Origin of the sequence: Desulfovibrio inopinatus DSM 10711 (genome assembly GCF_000429305.1) — a bacterium.
Lineage (GTDB): Bacteria > Desulfobacterota > Desulfovibrionia > Desulfovibrionales > Desulfovibrionaceae > Alteridesulfovibrio > Alteridesulfovibrio inopinatus.
Window position 1 is genome coordinate 18,678 of record NZ_KE386878.1, and the last position, 21,241, is coordinate 39,918.

The 21,241-nt window shown below is 49.3% G+C and carries 17 protein-coding genes; 7 read left to right on the top strand and 10 right to left on the bottom strand.

Going from position 1 to position 21,241, the window contains the following annotated elements; all coding sequences use genetic code 11:
- Positions 1-14: 14 nt before the first annotated feature.
- From G451_RS0120560 to G451_RS0120585, 6 genes are all read right to left on the bottom strand, one after another.
- Positions 15-968, bottom strand: a complete 954-nt coding sequence (locus tag G451_RS0120560; protein WP_051261735.1) for a KpsF/GutQ family sugar-phosphate isomerase — start codon at positions 966-968, stop codon at positions 15-17.
- 215 nt (positions 969-1,183) lie between these two features.
- Positions 1,184-2,191, bottom strand: coding sequence for a UDP-glucose 4-epimerase GalE (gene galE, locus G451_RS0120565; RefSeq protein WP_027185712.1), 1,008 nt, complete (start codon positions 2,189-2,191; stop codon positions 1,184-1,186).
- Between the two features lie 38 nt (positions 2,192-2,229).
- Positions 2,230-3,945: a bifunctional sulfate adenylyltransferase/adenylylsulfate kinase gene (locus tag G451_RS0120570; RefSeq protein ID WP_027185713.1), complete on the bottom strand. Its 1,716-nt coding sequence runs from the start codon at positions 3,943-3,945 to the stop codon at positions 2,230-2,232.
- A gap of 298 nt (positions 3,946-4,243) precedes the next feature.
- Positions 4,244-6,109, bottom strand: a complete 1,866-nt coding sequence (locus G451_RS0120575) for a carbamoyltransferase family protein (RefSeq protein WP_027185714.1) — start codon at positions 6,107-6,109, stop codon at positions 4,244-4,246.
- A 137-nt stretch (positions 6,110-6,246) separates the two neighbouring features.
- Complete coding sequence (locus G451_RS34690) at positions 6,247-6,396, bottom strand: DUF5989 family protein (protein ID WP_169727921.1); 150 nt, start codon at positions 6,394-6,396, stop codon at positions 6,247-6,249.
- 96 nt (positions 6,397-6,492) lie between these two features.
- On the bottom strand, positions 6,493-6,900 hold the full coding sequence (locus G451_RS0120585; protein ID WP_034643315.1) for an SxtJ family membrane protein: 408 nt from the start codon (positions 6,898-6,900) through the stop codon (positions 6,493-6,495).
- Between the two features lie 242 nt (positions 6,901-7,142).
- On the opposite strand from G451_RS0120585, the gene G451_RS30825 reads away from it, so the two are divergent.
- The 6 genes from G451_RS30825 (at position 7,143) to G451_RS30830 (ending at position 14,020) form a co-directional block, all read left to right on the top strand.
- Positions 7,143-8,465 (top strand): NAD(P)/FAD-dependent oxidoreductase, encoded by a 1,323-nt coding sequence (locus tag G451_RS30825; RefSeq protein WP_084448689.1) that lies wholly within the window; start codon positions 7,143-7,145, stop codon positions 8,463-8,465.
- A 127-nt stretch (positions 8,466-8,592) separates the two neighbouring features.
- Positions 8,593-9,084, top strand: a complete 492-nt coding sequence (gpt, locus tag G451_RS0120595; protein ID WP_027185716.1) for a xanthine phosphoribosyltransferase — start codon at positions 8,593-8,595, stop codon at positions 9,082-9,084.
- 47 nt (positions 9,085-9,131) lie between these two features.
- Complete coding sequence (locus G451_RS0120600) at positions 9,132-10,205, top strand: BMP family ABC transporter substrate-binding protein (RefSeq protein WP_027185717.1); 1,074 nt, start codon at positions 9,132-9,134, stop codon at positions 10,203-10,205.
- 68 nt (positions 10,206-10,273) lie between these two features.
- A complete protein-coding gene (locus G451_RS0120605) occupies positions 10,274-11,362 on the top strand; it encodes an ABC transporter permease (protein ID WP_027185718.1) in 1,089 nt (362 codons plus the stop codon).
- Complete coding sequence (locus G451_RS0120610; RefSeq protein WP_027185719.1) at positions 11,359-12,279, top strand: ABC transporter permease; 921 nt, start codon at positions 11,359-11,361, stop codon at positions 12,277-12,279. The genes G451_RS0120605 and G451_RS0120610 overlap by 4 nt, the downstream gene beginning before the upstream one ends.
- Before the next feature lie 205 nt (positions 12,280-12,484).
- On the top strand, positions 12,485-14,020 hold the full coding sequence (locus tag G451_RS30830) for an ABC transporter ATP-binding protein (RefSeq protein WP_051261736.1): 1,536 nt from the start codon (positions 12,485-12,487) through the stop codon (positions 14,018-14,020).
- Between the two features lie 60 nt (positions 14,021-14,080).
- On the opposite strand, the gene der is transcribed toward G451_RS30830, so the two are convergent.
- From der to gatB, 4 genes are all read right to left on the bottom strand, one after another.
- Positions 14,081-15,400: a ribosome biogenesis GTPase Der gene (gene der / locus G451_RS0120620; protein WP_027185720.1), complete on the bottom strand. Its 1,320-nt coding sequence runs from the start codon at positions 15,398-15,400 to the stop codon at positions 14,081-14,083.
- Positions 15,401-15,688: 288 nt separating this feature from the next.
- Entirely contained in the window at positions 15,689-16,486 is a 798-nt protein-coding gene (locus G451_RS0120625) for a sulfide-dependent adenosine diphosphate thiazole synthase (RefSeq protein ID WP_027185721.1), read from the bottom strand.
- A 4-nt stretch (positions 16,487-16,490) separates the two neighbouring features.
- Positions 16,491-17,558 carry an S-methyl-5-thioribose-1-phosphate isomerase gene (mtnA, locus tag G451_RS0120630; RefSeq protein WP_027185722.1) on the bottom strand — a complete coding sequence of 356 codons (1,068 nt, stop codon included), beginning with the start codon at positions 17,556-17,558 and terminating at the stop codon, positions 16,491-16,493.
- Between the two features lie 124 nt (positions 17,559-17,682).
- Positions 17,683-19,113, bottom strand: coding sequence for an Asp-tRNA(Asn)/Glu-tRNA(Gln) amidotransferase subunit GatB (gatB, locus tag G451_RS0120635; protein ID WP_027185723.1), 1,431 nt, complete (start codon positions 19,111-19,113; stop codon positions 17,683-17,685).
- Between the two features lie 615 nt (positions 19,114-19,728).
- On the opposite strand from gatB, the gene nhaB reads away from it, so the two are divergent.
- A complete protein-coding gene (gene nhaB, locus G451_RS0120640) occupies positions 19,729-21,231 on the top strand; it encodes a sodium/proton antiporter NhaB (protein ID WP_027185724.1) in 1,503 nt (500 codons plus the stop codon).
- Positions 21,232-21,241: the final 10 nt, after the last annotated feature.

Genomic DNA, 21,241 nt, shown 5'->3' on the forward strand with positions numbered 1-21,241 from the left:
CAATACGTAGTTCATTACAGGTCGTAGACCTGGATGACCCCAACAACCGCGTCTTTGTCGACGACCAGCAATGATGTGATTTTATGCTGGTTCATCAGAGCTTCTGCATCGACCAATTTCATCTTCGGAGCAACGAATTTCGGCTGAGGACTTGCGAGATCACACGCATGTAACGTAAAAAATTGATCTTTCTTGTCACTCATCGCGCGCCGTAAATCGCCGTCGGAAATAACACCATAAAGGTTGTTATTCTTGGTGAGAACGATCGCCAATCCTAATCGTCCCCTACTAATAGCGTGGGCAACTTCAACCATAGTGTCGGTTTCTTGTACAAACGGAAGGTTTGAACTTTTCATAACCATATCGACGGTTGTCAGAAGCCGTCGTCCCAGTGAACCACCGGGATGGAATCTCGCGAAGTCGTCAGGCATGAAATTACGTGCCTTCATCAACGTCATCGCGAGGGCATCTCCAATAACGAGTGTTGCCGTTGTGGAGGATGTTGGTGCAAGTTGGAGAGGGCAGGCTTCTTGCGTTACGCTGATATCAAAAATATAGTCTGCGTTCTGCGCAAGCGTTGATTTCGTACAGCCGGTCATGACGATCAGCGTATTTTCATTCTTTTTTACAAATGAAACCAGCCTAAGTAATTCTTCAGTTTCTCCAGAATACGATATCGCCAAAACAATATCATCCTTGCCTATCATTCCCAAATCGCCATGGTATGCTTCAGAAGGATGGACAAAGAAACTTGAAGTCCCAGTGCTGGAAAGTGTCGCCGCTATTTTTTTCCCAATTATTCCTGATTTCCCAATCCCAGTGATGACGACCTTTGACCCATTTGATAATAAAACATCAATGATTTCATCGATATTTTGAGGAATTTTTCTTTTAAGCTTTGATATTGATTCAACCTCAATATCAATGACATTTTCAAATATATCTTTACAAAAATCATATGAAATCATTGGGATATCTCTACAGTGTTGTATGCTCAGCGACAATGTCGAGAACAGTATTGTGTGGTGTATGGCATGCTATTGGTCTCAAATTTTTTGGAGCTGTACAATTAAGATATATTTAAATTGTACTCGGTAAGAATATTTTCAGTAAAAAGATACTCTTTCCGCTTTGCTATAATGCATGCACATCATGTCACGCGCGTTCAACATAAAGAGTGGGCTTACGTTTTATATTTTTGTTCTTTTACCTGGAGCCAATCCCACGCTGTCTGAAGAATTGTCTTAATAGACGAAGACTGTGGGGTCCAGTTGAGTGTGCTGAGCATCTTTTGAGCGTTCCCCACTAATTTTGCTGGGTCACCTGGACGACGCTGTCCATATATAACGTTGATGCCACGGCCTGTAATTTCACGCGCGGAGTCAATGATTTCCTTAACAGAAAATCCTTGGCCGTTACCGAGGTTGAAAACATATTCTCCCGGCTGATCAAACAAATGGTCCAAAGCTAAGCAATGCGCAGAGGAAAGATCATTGACATGTATATAGTCACGGATACACGTCCCATCTGGAGTTTCATAATCTGTTCCAAAGACAGTAATAGATCGTGATTGATCTCGTGCTGCTTCAAGAACAAGGGGAATAAGATGTGTTTCCGGGTCATGCCATTCCCCTATGCGTCCTCCCGGATCAGCGCCGGCTGCATTGAAGTAGCGTAATGCGGCATACCCTAATCCATAGGCTTGCGCTGCATCGGCCATGATGTGTTCCATCATGAGTTTTGTGCGGCCGTATGGATTGATTGGATTTTGAGGATGGTTTTCTGTAATAGGAATTTCTTGGGGAGTGCCGTAAACGGCACATGTAGACGAAAAGACCAATGTCTTCACGTCAAATTCTTGCATAACCTCAAGAAGGTTCAACGTATTAGCAACGTTATTGATATAATATTTATACGGGTCGGTGACGGATTCTCCGACATACGCATATGCCGCAAAATGCATCACCGCATCGATCTTGTATTGTGAAAACAGCAGTCGAAGTTGATTCTTGTCGGCGAGATCACCCAGGATGAATTTACCCCATTGTACGAACGACTCATGTCCATATACAAGATTGTCGAAAATTATGGTGTTGTATCCGCGCTCGTTGAGAGCGCAGTTGATATGAGAACCAATATATCCGGCTCCTCCGACAATAAGAATAGTGGGTTTAGTCTGTATGGCGTTCATATATGTCGTCGTATTGGTGTAAAAAGTAACATAACGTGTTAAAAAATATACCCTTGTTCTCTGAGGAAGAGCAAAGCATCATGGGCTGCTTCAGCGGGGCTGATATTTGAGGTGTCGATGTTGAGATCCGCCGATGTTGGTTTTTCATACGGATCATCAATACCTGTCACCCCTTTCATGATGCCGGCCCGTGCCTTGGCGTAGATGCCTTTTCTATCACGACGTTCACATATTTCAAGTGGAGTAGACAAGAATATTTCAATGAATCCACCATATTTTTCAACGCGATCTCGAGCGGCACGGCGTGATTCTTCATAGGGAGCGATGGGAGCACATATAGCAATTCCGCGGTTTTTAGTAATTTCGCTCGCCACAAAACCGATGCGTTTGACGTTCAAGTTGCGGTGTTCCTTAGAGAAACTGAGTTCACTGGAGAGATTTTCACGCACAATATCTCCATCGAGCAATGTGACGGGACGACCACGCATTTCCGAAAGCTTGATAAACAGAACCTTTGCGAGCGTCGATTTGCCGGCTCCGGATAATCCGGTGATGAAGAGCGTGAAACCTTGTCGGGAACGTGGAGGGAAATTCAGGCGAAGTTCATTGATGATTTCAGGATAGGAATACCATTCCGGAATCTCAAGGTCGGTATCAAGTCTTCGCTTAAACTCGGCCGGGGAGAGTGATTTTACTGTCGTTGGGTCGGCAATATCGTCCAGCACGACATATTGCGCTTTTTCTTCGATATATCCCATGGGGCGCAAGGGGATGGTCGAAATATCGATTTCTTCCTCATATTCTTCTACCAAGCGCAATGCTTCTCCCTTGGGATAAAAGCGGTCGTTGGTGTCCATGCCGCTATACGGATCGCATTGATCTTCAGCGATACAAATATGAGAGACACCATAATTTTTTTGGAGAATAGCCCGCCACAAGGCTTCGCGTGGGCCGGCTTTGAGCGTGGCCATGGGGAGGATACCGAGTTCCACCATGTTTTTTGGAAATGTTTTCACAAATTCCTGGAAGCATCGAACTAAGACAAAGTGATCCACATCGCCGAGTTTGGGCTGTTCAATAATAAGCTGCAAAAAGAGGCTTGCCCCGGCTTCTCTCGCTGCGGCGAACAGCATTTCACGTTCGGCCCGGTGCAAGACATTTTCCGATTGAAAGGCGATGATGTTGCGCCATCCCTTCTTATTGAAAATACGGTGCGCTTCCCAGGGAGCCAAGCGTAAGTCCGTAAAATCGTAATGTTGGGGCAGGTGTAGTCCTTCCAACCGCCCACCGATCAAGACGGGACCGGTTTGTTCGAAAAGGTGCTGAACGCCGGGATGCAGATCGGGATTGTCTGTTCCGAAAAGAGCTTGGGCTTCGCGCCGTTTGTCTGGCCTGAAGCATTCTTCAACGTGAAGAACCGCAAGCATGAATCCTTCCGGATCGCGAATAGCGACGGGCATGCCCGGTTCTATACCTTCGGCGACCTTTTCACTGACATCAAGGCAAATGGGCATGGGCCACAATGTCGAGTCGCAGAGGCGCATCGTGTCGAGAACGGATTCGTATTCTTTGCGACAGAGATATCCGGCGAGAGGATAACATGCTCTGTTAAGCAAGAGCTCAAGGTCGCACAGTTGACGAAGATTGAGCTTGAGAGATGGAAAGTCGATTGATTCCTTACGCAGGTTATCAGCTCGACGGATATGGACAATGAGGCTTTCGGAATACGCGGAATTATTGAGTGATGTAAGCATCGTTCACGCTGGGTTGAGGTCGCAAGCAACGGAAGAATTAAGCCGAAACCAAGCAGGGTGTGGTGTTTCACACCATGTGGCGATGACCATTATCGTGTTGCAACAAAAAAAGCGAGTATTCAAATGAAGAAAATGTGAAGGTAACGAGAGAAAGAGCGCGAGAGTCTCTAAAATGTCACATGAAATACATTGAAAAGGCGCGGATACATGTACCCGCGCCTTCTTGTTCGTGTTTGTTTCGTTCAGCACAGGGCTCGCAAGAGCGATACCGAAACGAAGAACGGAAGGATGAAAATCATTAGTCGAGTTCGTACATATCCCGCCAGTTGCTGTGCTCTTGCCATTCGGGTTGTGCGGACTTTTCGAAGAGAAAGTCACCCAAAACAAGATAGTCCATCTCGGTGCGCATAAAGCACTGATAGGCATCGAGCGGTGTGCAGACGATCGGTTCTCCTCGTACATTGAAGCTCGTGTTGACAACCAGACCGCATCCTTGCGTTTTGTTAAACGTCTCAATGAGCGTGTGATAGCGAGGATTGGTCTTTTTGCTGACGCTTTGAATTCGTGCCGAAAAGTCCACATGGGTGACTGCAGGGATGTCTGAACGTACATTGTAGAGCCTGTCGTACATAGGTTGGCTCCAATAGTCGTCAGGTAACGGATTGCAGCGTGCCTCCTGGACCGGAGCCACGATAAGCATGTACGGGGAACTTCGATCGAGATCGAAGTAGGTTTGTACTTCTTCTTCAAGAACAGAAGGCGCAAAGGGTCTGAATCCTTCGCGGTACTTAATCTTGAGATTCAACTTTTTCTGCATTTCCGGATTGCGCGGATCGCCAAGAATACTCCGGTTTCCCAAAGCACGAGGCCCGTATTCCATACGTCCTTGAAACCAGCCTACAACACTGCCTTCGGCCAGAAGGCGACTCACCGTGGTACACAGGTCTTCAAACGTATCATAGGTGGTGTACGGTGCATGGTATTTCGTCGCCACGCGTTTGCAATCGACTGGACTAAATTCCGGACCGAGGTACGAGCCTGCCATTTGATCGGCTTGTCCAGGGGGAAGCGGCTGGCGGTCTTTCTCGAGAAAGATGTGCCAAGCTGCTAACCCAGCGCCCACAGCACCGCCAGCGTCTCCAGCAGCAGGTTGAATCCAGACATCTTCAAAAATGCCTTTGCGAAGAAGTTTACCATTCGCCACACAATTGAGCGAAACACCACCGGCCATGGTCAAATATGAACATCCAGTGAGTTCCCGAGCTGTCTGTGCTAACGAAAAGACAACTTCTTCCGTAATCTCCTGAATGGCCAGGGCCATGTCCATATATTCCTGGGTCAGTTCGGATTCCGGTGCGCGCTTGGGGACGTCAAAAAGTTTTTCCCACTTCTTATCGCAACACATGGTCAGGCCTGTTGCATAATTGAAGTAGTCCATGTTGAGCAACAGGGAGCCATCGGGACGCAGGTCGACAAGTTGATCAAGAATACATTCTTTGAACCGGGCAACGCGGTCACTATCAACAATCCCGTAAGGTGCCAGGCCCATAAGCTTGTATTCGCCACTATTGACCTTGAATCCGCAAAAGTAGGTAAATGCAGAATAGAGCAACCCCAGCGAATGCGGGAAGTCGAGTTCGCGCAAGAATGTGATGTCGCGCCCTTTCCCTTTGCCAATCGTTGTGGTGGCCCATTCGCCCACTCCGTCAATTGTCAAAATTGCCGCTTCTTCGAAAGGAGATGGGTAGAACGCACTCGCCGCGTGGGACAGGTGATGTTCGGGAAAAAGGATTTGAGGTTTTCCCGGTCCGAGCTTGGCCAGCTCTTTGCGCAGCATACTGCGCATAAGCAATTTTTCTTTAATCCACACCGGCATGGAAGACAAAAAGCTTCGCAGTCCCGAGGGAGCGAACCCGTGGTAGGTTTCAAGAAGTCGCTCGAATTTGACGTATGGCTTATCATAAAAGGCGACAGCCGTGAGGTCGGACAATGACAATCCGGCTTCTTCTAAAACATATGATGCTGCATGCGTTGGAAAATCCGGGTCGTGTTTTTTGCGGGTGAATCGTTCTTCATGGGCCGCAGCGACAATGTCTCCGTCCATAATGAGGGCGGCGGCACTGTCATGGTAATAGGCCGAGATTCCCAGAATAGCTTGGGGCATGGCGGACCTTTCTCGTTTAGCTGGCTGCCTTCAACATTGTATTTCGGAAAGTATGCACCCACCATGGAACCATGAAGTGAGTCCATAGCGTCGAAACGTTGAAGGCAGCCCGTGAATATGGATTAAGCAACGACCGCTTAGAACAACGTATAAACAAATGGCGCAATGGCTGTGCCACTGGTCAACACAACAAGAACGCCGAAGAGCAATAACACCAGAATGACGGGCAAAAGCCAGAATTTTTTGCGGACTCTTAAAAATCCCCACAATTCTTTCAGAAATTCCATGAAACAATCCTCCGAGATGCTGAGCGGCCGGCTCAATGCCGATTATAGCCACGCAGTCTAGGTATCGAAAGTAATACGTGATCGGTGAATGTGAGCTTAATACGGTTGTTCGATGTCGTTGGCTGTAAACGTATGGTCGCGCACACGAAAAACCGAATCCGTGCTCTTTTTCCATTTGCGTTTCTGCATGGCATCAGCGCCAAACAGGCTGCGAGCCAGGCCAACTGGCGTGACCACAAGCAGGAAAACCACGGAAAGGAGAATTTTGGACATGACTGTCCCCAGAAGGTGAGACAGTCCGAACCAGAGTTTTGCCGCCGGCTTGAAAAAAGTCGGCCAAATCATGGTCATCACCAAGATGGCAATGGCCGCCAAAAGGGCTTCCTGTCGATGCGTAAATAGAAGGACAAGCAGACAAATAAGTGTAAAAGCCATACCCGTATCTCGGGCTTGGGCTTTGCTGGCGGTAAGCCAAAAGTTTGTCTTTTCAGACTGTTGCGTCATTGTATATTCCTTGGAACAGCGAATGCTGCTCAGGGTTTGGGCCAACACTTGGATAAGGCTGTGCGAATTTGCCAGATTTACGGCAAGGTAGCAAGTCAGGCTTCCTTTCGGCAAAATTGTGAAGAATACGATGTATTTTGTTAAAAAACTTGCGTCATGTGTGTGCTTTGCCTATCTCCATGGATATCTTCATCCTGCTTTGTGGTATTTGATTTCGCCGATTGGCCTAACGAGGAGGAGAAATGTCGAGCGTCACGACTGAAAAAAAGAAAATTGTTATTTTAGGCTGCGGTTTCGCCGGTCTGTTCGCCGCACGATCTTTTGCGAACAGCGACTATGATGTAACCATTGTTGACAAAGAAAATTATCACGTTTTCCAACCATTGCTCTATCAAGTGGCGACGTCTGAACTTGACCCCGCGCAAATTGCGTATCCTATCCGTTCGACATTTCGTCATGTGGAGAATGTTGACTTCCTGATGGCTGAAGTAACGCAAATCGACTTCAAGAATAAGTATGTTTTTCTTGATGAACGCATTCTATATTATGATGCAATCCTCATCGCCCTCGGGAGCGTCACCAATGATTTTCATACGCCAGGTGCCGATACATATTGTTTTCGACTCAAGAATCTTGAACAAGCTATGGAGTTGCGCAACCATATTCTCTCGTGCTTTGAACGAGTCGAGCATGAACCCGATCCGGTTAAGCGAAAGCAACTTTTGACGTTTACTATTATTGGCGGAGGGCCTACCGGGGTCGAATTGTCCGGTGCCTTGAGTGAATTGATCAACGGTCCTATCAGAAAAGATTTCCCCCGACTCGATCTCAAAGAAGCGAACATCGTGCTCTTGCAAGCTATGGATTGTCTTTTGCCACCATTCCCCAAGCGTCTTCAAGAGTACACACAGAAGCGATTGCAGAAAAAAGGTGTCGATGTTCGCCTCAATGCCATGGTTAGCGAAATTTCGGAGCATTGTGTTTCCATTAAAGATGGGAGCATGATCAACTCCGGAACCGTGATCTGGACGGCTGGTGTCAAAGGGGCACCGATTGCTTCACAATTTGGTGTGGAAATGGGGCGGGGGGGACGCGTTCTCGTGAATGAATATCTTCAACTTGAGGAGTATCCGGAAGTTTTTGTGGCTGGTGATATTGGACTGGAGCGGGACCCCGAAAGAGGGGTTCCGATGGTTGCGACTGCGGCAATTCAACAAGGGGAGCATGCCGCAAAAAATATTCGTCATTTTTTTGAAGGTTCCCATCTAGAACCATTTGCATATAATAATAAAGGATCCCTTGCCGTCATCGGGCGCAATGCAGCTGTGGCCGATGTCAAAGGGTCGCAGTTTACGGGTTTTTTGGCATGGATATTGTGGCTTACTATTCATCTGGCCTATCTCATCGGCTTTCGGAATCGCCTTATGGTATTGATCAATTGGGGAATTGATTATCTTCTTAAAGAAAAAGGCGTTCGGGTCATTCTTCCCAAAGATATGAAGCATATCTTCGGTTGGGATGGCGTTGATTCCAGTAAGCCCGATAGAGATACGTCAAATGAGTAGTCAAACGTTCCCATTACGATACATTCGGGTGGCGGTGCAGTTTCGGTTTGGTGACGGTTGCTCTCTTGGTTGGTTTTGGGTACTGGCAGCGAATTGTTTTTGATGCGTATGCGTAAAGGAGTTAGTCGTGTCTGAAGCAGATCGCTATAAGAAGATGTATCCTGTATCATGGGATCAATTACACAGGGATTGTCGTGCGTTGACATGGCGGTTGGTTGATCGCAAATGGAAGGGGATACTTGCCATCACTCGAGGTGGTTTGATTCCCGCGGCCATTATTGCTCGGGAACTCGACATCCATCTCATCGATACAGTCTGTATTTCAACGTATAATTGGTTGGAGCAGACGAAAGAAATTTCCATTCTCAAATCGTTTACTGCAGATAGTACGGGATGGTTGCTTGTGGATGACCTTGTCGACACGGGAAAGACAGCCTCAATTGTCCGCGAAATGGTTCCTCACGCGTATTTTGCAACGGTATACGCAAAGCCTCAGGGGCGTCCTTTGGTGGATGCATTTGTCACAGAGGTCAGCCAGGACACCTGGATTTTGTTTCCTTGGGATTCTCAACCTCAGTTCATCGAACCGATATATCAGACAACAGGGCATAGCAGTTGACCTGTCTCGATGAAAAGAACACACAACTTGTACAGGAGATGGCAATGATGAAACGCATATTGATGGCGTTTATGGTCGCAGCCTGTGTACTGGCGCTTGTTGCGCCCGGTATGGCCGCCGAGAAAAAGGACAATATCAAGGTCGGATTCATTTACGTTTCCCCGGTGGGTGACGCAGGATGGTCTTATTCGCATGACCTGGGCCGTAAGGCTGTTCAGGAATTGCCTTTTGCCGAAACGTCCTATGTCGAGTCTGTGCAAGAAGGTGCCGATGCCGAACGTGTTATTCTCAACATGGCTCGCAAAGGGTATGACCTCATTTTCGCCACCAGCTTCGGCTATATGGATCCCATGCTCAAAGTTGCCAAACAATTTCCGAATACAGACTTTGAACATTGCTCGGGATTCAAAACTGCAAAAAATATGGGCAACTACTTCGGCCGTATGTATCAGGCCCGGTATTTAACGGGTATGGTTGCCGGCAAAATGACCAAGTCCAATATAATTGGATACGTCGCAGCCTTCCCGATTCCCGAGGTTATTCGAGGCATCAACGCCTTTGCTTTGGGTGTAAAGAAAGTCAACCCCGATGCCAAGGTGAAAGTCGTCTGGACTAAGACATGGTACGATCCGCCTTTGGAAAAAGATGCTGCCAAGTCCTTACTTGATGTTGGTGCCGATGTGATCACCCAGCATCAGGACTCTCCTGGTCCGCAGGAAGCCGCACAGGAGGCTGGGGTCTATTCGATTGGATATAATACCGATATGGCCAAGTTTGCACCAAAGGCGCATTTGACGGCTGCCGTCTGGAACTGGGCTCCGCTGTATGTCGAAATGGCCACGCAGGTCAAAGACGGGACATGGAAAAGCACGTCGATCTGGCCGGGTATGGACAAAGGTATTGTCGGTATCGCGCCGTTTGGTCCCATGGTGCCGGAAGACGTCCAGAAGGTCGTGATGGCTGAAGCCGATGCGATTAAAGGCGGAAAGGACACAGTCTTCACCGGTCCCATCAAAGATCAGGCCGGAACCGTCAAAATTGCCGAAGGCACGACGCCTTCCGACAAGGATTTACTCGGCATGACGTGGTTTGTCGACAATGTCGAAGGTTCCACCGAATAAACTTCCTTTTTCGGGCGCACCGTCAAACGGACGGGGCGCCCGAATTCTTTAGTCAAAGGACTCTTTTCATGTTCGCCCTTCGCAAACGCAAACGGGAAAATGCCCTGCGCTATGGCGGGCTGGCTGTCGTTCCGATCGCCTTAGCCCTGTCCTTTGGCATTTGTGCAGTGCTTCTGGCTATACAAGGTCAATCTCCGATCCGAGCTTTTACAGTTCTCTGGGAAGGTTCGCTTGGTGCATCGTGGGCTCTGGCCGATGCACTGTTGAAGTCGGTTCCTATTTTTCTATGCTCGCTTGGCGTTGCCATTACGTTTCGCATGCAGATTTGGAACATCGGTGCGGAAGGCCAGTTTGCACTTGGAACAATTGGTGCTACCTGGGCTGCGTTGAGCTTCTCCCACTGGCCAGCGTATATGTTGCTGCCATGGATGTTCCTGTGTGCAGCGGTTGCCGGTGCTCTCTGGGCTCTTCTCGCTGCCGGTTTGCGTATTGCTCTCAATGTGAGTGAGATCATTTCCACGCTCATGCTCAATTACATCGCCATCTTGTTTCTTGAGTATCTTGTCTACGGCGTTTGGAAAGATCCGCAGAGCTTCGGCTTCCCCATGACACGAGAATTTTCCCCCGCCGCGCTGATTGGAATGATTGGCGATTCCCGGCAACATTGGGGGTTGGTTATTGCCCCGATACTTGGGGTGGTTCTTTGGGCATTTTTACGATTCACCCGAACGGGATTCGAAATCAAGGCGAGTGGTTCGGGGGTTCGCGTCGCTGCTTATGCCAAGTTGCCCTATCCCTTTCTTGTCGCACTCGTTATGGCTGTTTCCGGAGCCTATGCCGGTATTGCCGGCTGTATTGAGACATCGGCCGTTGTCGGTCGTCTTCAACCAAGTATTATGGCCGGGTATGGGTATACGGCCATTGTTGTTGCTTGGTTGGCGCGACTGAATCCCTTGGGCATTGCATTGACGTCGTTTCTGCTTGCCTGTCTTCGGGTTGGTGTTGAGAATATGCAACTTGAGATGCAAATTCCGGCCGCATTCGGCTCTGTGATGGAAGGAGTGATTTTGCTCTCTGTTTTGGCAGGACAATTTTTTTATTCTTTTCGTTTTGAACGCCTTCGACGAGCAGGCAAAAGCCATGGAGAACACGCATGAACAGTGAACTCATCGTTGCTCTCCTTGCCGCGGCCATTCAATCCGGAACACCTATTCTCTATGCCACATTAGGAGAAATGCTGACGGAAAAAGGAGGCATTCTCAATTTGGGCGTGGAAGGGATTCTGAGTGTGTCTGCTCTGGGCGCATTTTTGGCGTCGTTTTCTACTGGAGCTCCCTGGCTTGGTGTGCTTGCCGGTTGCCTCTGTGGTGTGCTGATGGCCTCCATTCACGGTCTGGTGTGCATCACGTTCTTGGGGAATCAGGTTGTGTCAGGGCTTGCATTAACGATTGCTGGGCTTGGTTTGGCCAGTTATTTTGGCACTCCATTTATCGGACTGGCTGCTCCTGGATTTTCTCAGCAACCCATTCCCGGTCTCTGTGATATCCCCATTCTTGGACAGATTTTTTTCTCGCATGACGTGCTTGTCTATCTTTCCTATTGTGCGCCAATTGCACTCTGGTTTCTTTTACGCCGCACCAGTTTAGGCATGGGAATCCGGGCTGTGGGGGAAATGCCGGGAGCAGCTTCGGCAGCGGGACTTGATCCGCTCCGTTTGCGCTGGGTGGCACTCCTACTTGGTGGCGCACTGATTGGTCTTGGTGGTGCCTATCTTTCCTTGGCCTACACGCATCTTTGGACAAACGGCTTGTCCGGCGGGCGTGGTTGGATTGCCGTCGCGTTGGTGATTTTTGCATTCTGGAGGCCAGGACGCGCTGTATTGGGTGCGTATCTATTTGGTTCCGTCATGGCGTTTCAACTTCGTCTTCAGGCTTCGGGAGCAACCATTCCTTCTTCGTTATTGCTGATGCTTCCGTATGCGCTGACGATTATCGCCCTGGCATTTTCGGCGTCGAGATCCCAAAATATCAATGCTCCGGCCGCTCTTGGTGTGAATATCGAACCAGAGGACTAGGAACGAGCATGACCTTGGCGGTCGAGATCAAGGGGCCATACTCTCTGTGGGATCGAAGTTGCTCTTCGATGATGATGGAGCAACGTGGTATGAGCCGCAAACGTTTTGAAGATTCTTAAGAAACTTATCAGAGAAAGTTTCTTGAGCCGTCGGAGACTCTTCCCGAATCCTCCTTTCTCCGGCGTACAAGCAAAAGGCGCGTTGTATGATGGTCGAGCAATCGTCGAGTTCCTGTGCTGATGATACGAAAAATCCCGTGGTTTCTCTTAAGGGCGTGACAAAGCGGTTTGGCAAGGTTGTGGCCAACGATAATATTACGCTCGACATTTATCCGGGCTGCATCAAAGCGCTTCTGGGTGAGAATGGAGCAGGTAAATCGACCTTGATGTCAATGCTTGCCGGTCGTTTTCAACCGGATGAGGGAACCATTGAGGTCGATGGAGAGCCCGTAGCGTTCACATCGGCAAAAGATGGTATCCGTGCAGGGATCGGCATGGTGTATCAACATTTCATGCTCGTTCACTCGATGACTGTGGCGGAAAACGTTCTGCTTGGCCAGACGAAGTCGTCCATAGTGTCGCCGGCGGAAATGGAAAAAGAAATTGCCGCATTAGCGCAGGAATTTGGTCTGGAGATCGACCCGGCGGCTCTTGTTGCCGATTTGTCTATGGGAGAACGACAACGGGTTGAGATTCTTAAATTGCTCTATCGGAAAAGTCGCGTGCTCATTTTCGATGAACCGACTTCGGTGCTTACCGAAGTGGAAACGGTTCGGCTGTACGAATCCCTGCAACGTATGGCAGCTCAGGGAAAGGCTATTGTTTTTATTAGCCACAAGCTCGAAGAAGTCCTTGCATTAGCTGATGATATTGCCGTGCTGCGTCGCGGCCGTGTCGAAGCTCGATTTGATAGAAGCGAGGTGACGTCCAAAGCTGAGCTGGCCCGGCGCATGGTGGGCAAAGATGTTCTTCTTGAAATTTCCAAAGAACCGGTCGACATCACCGATGTTGTCCTTGATATCAAGAATTTAACCGGCCTCGGCCTGCACGACATTAATTTGACTGTCCGCAAAGGTGAAATTGTTGCCGTTGTCGGTGTTGCGGGGAACGGACAAAAGGCGTTGGTTGAAGCGGTATGTGGTATGCAAAAGCCGCCTGCCGACACTGTCTTTATTATGGGAAAAGCGTGGAGGAAATTCTTTTCCGATCTTTCGTGGAAGAAGTCGTTGTCGTATGTTCCGGAAGACCGTCTTGGGCTCGCCGTGGCGGAACAAATGGACCTTGTGGACAATTTGCTCCTGACAACGCGAAAAGGATTCTCCAAAGGGCCTTGGCTCAACCGAAAGCGAGCAGCGCAAACCATGACGACGCTCATGGAAAAGCACGATATTTACCCCCGACGTATTCAAAGCCAAGCCTGGCAGCTCTCTGGGGGCAACCTGCAGAAGATGGTCATCTCACGGGAGCTCTATCGGCAACCCTGTCTTGTTGTTGCCGAACAGCCCACGCAGGGACTTGATGTGTCGGCAACCGAAGCTGTCTGGCAAAAGTTGCTCAAGACGCGACAAATGGCCGGTATTTTGCTTGTCACGGGTGATTTGAACGAAGCGTTGCAATTAGCCGATCGGATTGCGGTTATTTTTGAAGGTCGGTTCATGGATATTTTCCCCATTACCGACAGAGAAAAAGTGGACAAGATTGGCCTGATGATGGCTGGCGTGCAGGACGAGGATACGGTGTAAGCGATATTTTAAAAAATCAAAGAGCCCCGATGTGTTGTGTGAGACATCGGGGCTCTTTCTTTATTCTTTCTTTCCGCGACTCGCTCGGAAGTAGAGTCGAACCGGTGCGATGCGAATGCCGAAGCGTTTTCTTAGCTGGTTTTCAAGATATCGGGCGTAGGAGGCTTTCACTTTTTCCTGGTCATTGACGAAGAATACAAACGTCGGAGGCATGACATCCGATTGGGTCATGTAATAGAATTTGGCACGCCGTCCTTTGATGAGCGGTGGTTGGTGATGGCTTGTCATGTCGGCCAGCGCACGGTTGATTTCTCCCGTTCCGACACGGATTCCACATTCTTGAATAATGGCTTCCGCCATAGGCAGGAGGTCTTTGAGGCCTTTTCGAGTTACCGTCGATGTAAATACAACGGGAACATGCGGGCAGATGCGGAGCTCGTTCTGCATGATTTTTTTGACATCGCGTAAGGCCTCTTTGTCGAGAAGATCGGCCTTGTTGATGACAACAAAAAACGGGATTTTTTCGCGATCAAGGTAGGAAAGCAGCTTTTTATCCTGCAATGCCAAGCGCATGGTGGCATCGGTCATGAGGATGGCGACGTCGGCACGTTTGGCGGTGCCCAGCGCGCGAACAACGCTCAATTTTTCCAATGAGTCGTCGATACGCCCACGTTTACGGACGCCAGCCGTATCGACAAATGTATAGCGCCGTCCTCTGGCTTCAAAAACAACATCGACAGCGTCGCGGGTTGTGCCGGCTTCAGGACTGACAATGAGGCGGTTTTCACGAAGCATGGCATTGATCAAGGAGGATTTGCCGACATTGGGACGTCCAACAATCGCCAGTTTCAGGCCGTGTTCAACATCCTGTAATGCGCTTTCATCCTCTTCCGGAAGCATTTCAGCCAAGCGTTCTTTCAGATCCTGGATATTGTATCCGTGCTCGGACGACACCGGTTCAAGCTCAAGTCCCATTGTATGGAATTCTGCCGTTAGGATATCGGCTTTTTCCGGACCATCGACTTTGTTGACGATAAGCAACGTGGTGCTCTCGGATTCACGCAGAAGTTCTGCAACACGCTCATCAATGGGATTGAGTCCTTCGCGTCCGTCCACAACGAGAAGCACAATGTCGGCAGCAAGAACAGCTTCCCGGGCCTGGCTCATGATGCCGGCTTCAATACCTTCGGTTTCTTCGAAATCTAGGCCACCGGTGTCAATAAGCGTAATTTTACGGTCGGCGAGCCGTACTGTACCGTGAATACGGTCTCGGGTTACACCGGGGCGGTCGTGGGTAATGGCCTTGCGTCGGCCAAGGAGGCGATTGAATAAGGTGGATTTCCCGACATTGGGTCGTCCCACGATGGCGATAGTCGTCATGTTTAGTCTCTCCGGAAAAGCGGCGTTCGGCCTTTTGTAAGGCCGGAATTTCTCTTCCTCTCGTCCGGTTACGGACGATTGTGATATATTTACTACGTTGTTTGGGTGTTCATTTCAGGAAAAAAAAGAAATGTCCAATCCTGGACGGACAAGCCGATAGCGGTGAGGCGGGATATGTACGCGGAAGATGGAATGGTTTCAAGCGATATTTATTGCACAAGAAGAGATATATGCAGAATGGGCCGGGAAGAGATGTTCCCCCGGCCCGTTGAAAAGTGATGCTTGGGATTATTTATCGTTGGCAATCCGATCAATGATTTCTTTGGCGACTTTTTCTCCGGAGAGAAGCATTCCTCCAAAAATGGGGCCCATGCGATAAGAACCAAAAGCTGCGTTGGCGGCCATACCGCAAACATACATGCCGGGGAATACTTCACGGGTGTTGTTCACCGTGTTGGCTTCGGCCACATCGGCCCACATGGACTGTTCACCTTCGATATTGCCCGAGGGGGTATTCAAGCGGATATCGTTTTTACGAACCAGTGTCCGCAAAACTTCCGTATCATGTCCTGTAGCTTCGATGAGGAATTTGCAGTCGATAACAACCGGGTCTACGTGGAGCCCGGCGATTTCGACGGGCGAAGAATTAATGACAATACCGGTGATGCGTTTTTCGCCATCGATTTCGCGCAGACATACATCTTCAACACTGATGCAGTTAAAGAATTGCGTACCGGCCAAGGCAGCAGTGGATGCCAATGTCGTTGTAGCGGCAACGGCATCACAGGTATAATATTCATCTTTGAAATGCTTCACGGGCAAATTGACTTCTTCGAGCAGGTGCTTGCTTTCTTCCTGGACGACAATGATATTCCAGGTCATGCCACCGCCCCACATGCCGCCACCAATGGACAGCTTGCGTTCGAAAAGAGCAACTTTCAACCCGGCCTGTGCCATGATGCGCGCAGCGGTCATGCCGGAAGGGCCACCACCGACAATCGCAACATCAAGCGAAAGGCAGTTTTTAAACTTCTCAAAATATTCGGTCAGAATAGCCTCAGTAACGATACGTTCATTTAACGCCATTTTTCTATCCCAGTGTTGAAGTGTTAGGGGTGTCATGTTGTATCATTTCACGGATAGCGACATCGAACGGTGCAGCTAAAACACCTTTTTCCGTGACAATACCGGCAATAAGTTCATTGGGGGTAATATCAAAGGCGAAGTTGAAAACTTCTACACCATCAGGAGTAATCTGATGGTCACCGATATGGGTAACTTCGCGCGGGGTCCGGTCTTCAATGGGGATTTGATCGCCGGACGGGGTGTCGAGGTCAAAAGTGCTTGAGGGAGCCGCGACATAGAACGGGACGCCGTGTGCTTTGGCAAGCAAGGCGACACCATACGTACCAATCTTATTGGCCACATCGCCATTGGCGGCAATGCGATCTGCTCCGACAACAACTTTATCGACCAGCCCTTTTTTCATGAGCAGGGCGGTGGCGTTATCGCAAGCGACTTTGACCGGAATGCCGTCTTTGGCCAACTCATAGGCTGTCAACCGAGCCCCTTGAAGGAACGGACGCGTTTCATTGGCGATGACGGAAATTTTTTTGCCTTTATCAATGGCGCCGCGAATGACGCCCAACGCCGTTCCGTATCCGGCGGTGGCCAGAGCTCCGGCATTGCAATGTGTCATGACGGTGTCACCATCTTCCAGCAAGTCGGCGCCATGTCGTCCCATGACCGTATTGATTTCAATGTCTTCAGCATGGATTTTTTTCGCCAGGGCAAGCCAGGTGCTTGCAAGCTCGGCAAGGGGGATGTCGCCTGCCGCATTCCACGCTTCACGCATGACCGTTACCGCCCAACGTAAGTTGACGGCCGTTGGTCTGGCATCGGCAAGTGCATCTAAAAGCTGGTTCAGTTGTGTTTTCCATTCGGTGGCGTCCCGGTCCACTTCCTGTGTTGCCAAATAGCATCCATAAGCGGCGGTAACACCAATGGCCGGAGCACCGCGAACGACCATGGTTTGCAGGGCATAAATGGTTGTTTCCGTGTTTTTACAAACAAAGGTGTCTTCACGGTTGGGGAGATAGCGTTGGTCGAGAAGAAGAAGGACATTTTGGTCGTCGGAAAACTGGATATGCTCGGTCATGAGAGTCTCCTTGTGCTGGTCGAATCGACACAGTCTGTTGAGCTGGCCATACCGGAGCGCCGTTTTCCCTGGAGAGACAAAACGGCGCCGGATGCATTTGGGAATTCGGAAAACCGGAAACGAACTACGATAGTAATTTTCTAAGCAGATCGTTGACCAGTCCGGGGTTCGCCTGGCCTTTGGTCTTTTTCATGACTTGTCCGACAAAAAAGCCAATGAGCTTGGTTTTTCCGCCTTTGTACGCGTCTACTTCTTTAGGATTGTCAACCAAAATTTGCTTTACCACATCTTCTAATGCCGACGAATCCGATATCTGTACAAGTCCTTTATCTTGGACATGTGCTTCGGGATCGGCTCCAGTTGAAAACAGATCACTAAAGATCTGCTTGCCAATTTTGCCGCTAATGAGTCCTTTGTCAATAAGCTCGACGAGTTTGGCCAAACCGACGGGACGGAGCGGGCTGGTGGCCGGGCCGACAGAGGCACTTTTACACTCTCGAATAAATTCGCCCATAAGCCAGTTCGCTATTTTTTTGGGCTCATTATACGCGGTGACGGCTTCTTCAAAGTAGTCGGCCAGTTCACGTTCCGAGGTCAACGTATCGGCATCATATTCGGTGAGACCGTATTGGGACATGAACCGAGTGCGTCGGGCCGCAGGCAATTCGGGCAACGACTCCCGCCATTCTTTCAATTTGGCCGGGTCAATGGCGAGTGGCACAAGATCCGGATCGGGAAAATACCGGTAGTCATTGGCTTCTTCCTTGCCGCGCATGGACATGGTGACGTTTTTATCGGCGTCATAGAGTCGCGTTTCTTGAATGACAGGCTGGTCATCGTCAAGAAGGTCTTCCTGACGCGCGATCTCATATTCAATGCCTTTCTGAACGTTGCGGAAGGAGTTCATATTCTTGATTTCCGCCCGTGTCCCGAATTCTTTTTGACCTATGGGGCGTAGCGAGATGTTGGCATCACAACGAAATGATCCCTCTTCCATGTTGCCGTCGCAGATATCAAGATACAGCAAGATGCTGCGGAGTTCTTTCAAGTAGGCGACGGCTTCCTCTGCCGACCGAATATCGGGTTCACTCACGATTTCGATTAAGGGAACACCGGTTCGGTTCAAATCGACATATGACTTGTTCTCATGCTGGGAGTGAATGGACTTGCCTGCGTCCTCTTCCATGTGAATACGGGTAATACCGATCGTCGAAGGTGTGCCATCAACTTCGACATCAATATGTCCGTGTTCACACAGTGGCTCTTCGTATTGGGAAATTTGATATCCCTTGGGAAGATCCGGGTAAAAGTAGTTCTTGCGGGCGAAGATCGAATGGTTGTTGATAGTGCAACCCACTGCCATACCCATTTTTGCTGCATATTCGAGCACTTTTTCGTTCATGACCGGTAAAACACCGGGCATTCCCGCACACACAGCGCAGACGTTTTCGTTGGGTTCGTTCCCGAACGTCGTGGAACAACTGCAGAAGATTTTGCTCTTTGTTTTGAGCTGGGCGTGCACCTCAAGACCGATGACTGCCTCGTAGCGGGCCATGCGGGCGACTCCTTACGTTTCAGCGCAAAATGGCGTGACTGTGTCAAAATAGGACAATAAAGGCGGCTTGCGCGATATAATACTCATAAAAGTGACCGCCACTGATCTAACCTGCACCGTACACACTGGTCAATGCCTGTTGGGAAAAAAGGATCATTCAAATTAAAGTGCGAACTTCATGTGAGGAGGAAATATGAGTGAGTCATTTTGATCCAAGAGAGGATTCGGTTTTGGTTCTTTTTGACCCGGCGCTTGGCAAACGAAAGCATGAATGGTATTGATTTGTTTGACGAGTTTGTTGTGGCTCGAATTTTGCTAAAGAACCCAGCTATTTGGGGCCACTCTATCGGGATGGCCGCTTGGCGTATGGGCCGACGAGACGTTTAAGTATGGGAGAACTCGACCGAAGAGCATTCACTAATCTCTATACTATCTACTCTTCCTGAACACCGTGTACTGTCAAGTCCCGCTTGCGATGGAAGGTGATGTCCCGACACCTTTTGCCCAGCGAGACATATGTTTCCGCCGCGCATAGTCATGATGCGGCGGTATTTTTGATGTGCTCCCCCCCCAACACTCAGAACCATGGCTGTATGGCCATCTGGAGGACCGAAGATGCCACAGACTCTTGGCAAGGCGTTTAATCGAAATTTTCTTGGCAACTCGCCAGCGTGGTATAAATTTACCATTCTTGCGTTTCTTGTTCTCAACCCGATCCTTCTCTCTACGGTTGGCTCTGTTGTAACAGGCTGGATTCTTATTGTTGAATTCATCTTTACGTTGGCCATGGCACTCAAGTGCTACCCTTTGCCTGCCGGTGGTTTGTTGGCTATTGAAGCCGTTGTCCTTGGCTTGACGAATGCAGAAACCGTGTATCATGAAGTTGCGCATAATTTGCCTGTTATTTTGTTGCTGATGTTCATGGTGGCCGGCATCTACTTCATGAAAGAATTGCTACACTTCACGTTCACCAAAATTCTCATGAACGTGCAGTCCAAGGTGAAGCTGGCGCTGTTGTTCTGTATCTCTGGTGCTGTCTTGTCGGCCTTTTTGGACGCGTTGACGGTTACGGCCGTTATTATCGCCGTTTCCTATGGCTTTTATGATCTGTACCACCGCTATGCGTCGGGCAAAGGTCGCGACCATGAGCATGATTGTCGTATTGACTCTGGTGTCGATGATTGTCACCGGAACGATCTTGACGAGTTCCGTGGATTTCTCCGCAATCTCATGATGCACGGTGCTGTTGGTACGGCGCTGGGCGGCGTCTGCACCCTGGTCGGTGAACCGCAAAACCTGTTGATCGGGCATGAAGTCGGCTGGCATTTTGCCGAATTCTTTATCCGAGTAGCTCCGGTTTCCCTCCCGGTTCTCGCTGTTGGCTTGTACACATGCTACTGGCTCGAAAAGAAAAAATTCATGGGATACGGCTTCGAGATTCCGGAGAATGTTCTGCGTATCTTGCGTGAACAGTCCGAAGAAGATGACAGAAAGCGCAGCAAACGCCAGAAAGCCGCGTTGATCATCCAAGGAATTGTTGCCGTACTGCTCGTCTTCAGCTTGGCATTGCACGTTGCTGAAGTCGGTGTCGTCGGCCTTATGATCATTATTTTGCTGACGTCGTTCACGGGTGTGACCGAAGAGCACCAAATCGGGAAAGCCTTCGAAGAAGCGCTGCCGTTTACCGCGCTGCTCGTTGTCTTCTTTGCTGTTGTTGCGGTCATTCACGATCAGCATTTGTTTACTCCTATCATCCACCATGCGTTGGCGATGCAAGGGAAAATGCAGCTTATTGCATTTTACATTGCGAACGGCGTGTTGTCGGCCATTAGTGATAACGTGTTTGTTGCTACAGTCTATATTACCGAAGCAAAGCAAGCTCTTGCCGCTGGCATCATCACCAAAGAACAGCTTGATTTGTTGGCTGTCGCCATCAACACGGGCACGAACATCCCTAGCGTTGCAACTCCGAACGGTCAGGCTGCGTTCTTGTTCCTGCTGACGTCGGCCTTGGCTCCGCTCATCCGTTTGTCGTATGGACAGATGGTCAAGCTGGCCTTCCCCTATACCGTCACCATGAGCTTGACCGGCCTTATCGCTACTATCTTGTTTTTGTAGATTTAACGAT

Bases quoted from the DNA above. Each gene is read 5' to 3' on its own strand.
- G451_RS0120560 (WP_051261735.1), bottom strand. From the start codon at position 968: ATGATTTCATATGATTTTTGTAAAGATATATTTGAAAATGTCATTGAT.
- galE (WP_027185712.1), bottom strand. From the start codon at position 2,191: ATGAACGCCATACAGACTAAACCCACTATTCTTATTGTCGGAGGAGCC.
- G451_RS0120570 (WP_027185713.1), bottom strand. From the start codon at position 3,945: ATGCTTACATCACTCAATAATTCCGCGTATTCCGAAAGCCTCATTGTC.
- G451_RS0120575 (WP_027185714.1), bottom strand. From the start codon at position 6,109: ATGCCCCAAGCTATTCTGGGAATCTCGGCCTATTACCATGACAGTGCC.
- G451_RS34690 (WP_169727921.1), bottom strand. From the start codon at position 6,396: ATGGAATTTCTGAAAGAATTGTGGGGATTTTTAAGAGTCCGCAAAAAA.
- G451_RS0120585 (WP_034643315.1), bottom strand. From the start codon at position 6,900: ATGACGCAACAGTCTGAAAAGACAAACTTTTGGCTTACCGCCAGCAAA.
- G451_RS30825 (WP_084448689.1), top strand. From the start codon at position 7,143: ATGTCGAGCGTCACGACTGAAAAAAAGAAAATTGTTATTTTAGGCTGC.
- G451_RS0120600 (WP_027185717.1), top strand. From the start codon at position 9,132: ATGAAACGCATATTGATGGCGTTTATGGTCGCAGCCTGTGTACTGGCG.
- G451_RS0120605 (WP_027185718.1), top strand. From the start codon at position 10,274: ATGTTCGCCCTTCGCAAACGCAAACGGGAAAATGCCCTGCGCTATGGC.
- G451_RS0120610 (WP_027185719.1), top strand. From the start codon at position 11,359: ATGAACAGTGAACTCATCGTTGCTCTCCTTGCCGCGGCCATTCAATCC.
- G451_RS30830 (WP_051261736.1), top strand. From the start codon at position 12,485: ATGATGGTCGAGCAATCGTCGAGTTCCTGTGCTGATGATACGAAAAAT.
- der (WP_027185720.1), bottom strand. From the start codon at position 15,400: ATGACGACTATCGCCATCGTGGGACGACCCAATGTCGGGAAATCCACC.
- G451_RS0120625 (WP_027185721.1), bottom strand. From the start codon at position 16,486: ATGGCGTTAAATGAACGTATCGTTACTGAGGCTATTCTGACCGAATAT.
- mtnA (WP_027185722.1), bottom strand. From the start codon at position 17,558: ATGACCGAGCATATCCAGTTTTCCGACGACCAAAATGTCCTTCTTCTT.
- gatB (WP_027185723.1), bottom strand. From the start codon at position 19,113: ATGGCCCGCTACGAGGCAGTCATCGGTCTTGAGGTGCACGCCCAGCTC.
- nhaB (WP_027185724.1), top strand. From the start codon at position 19,729: ATGCCACAGACTCTTGGCAAGGCGTTTAATCGAAATTTTCTTGGCAAC.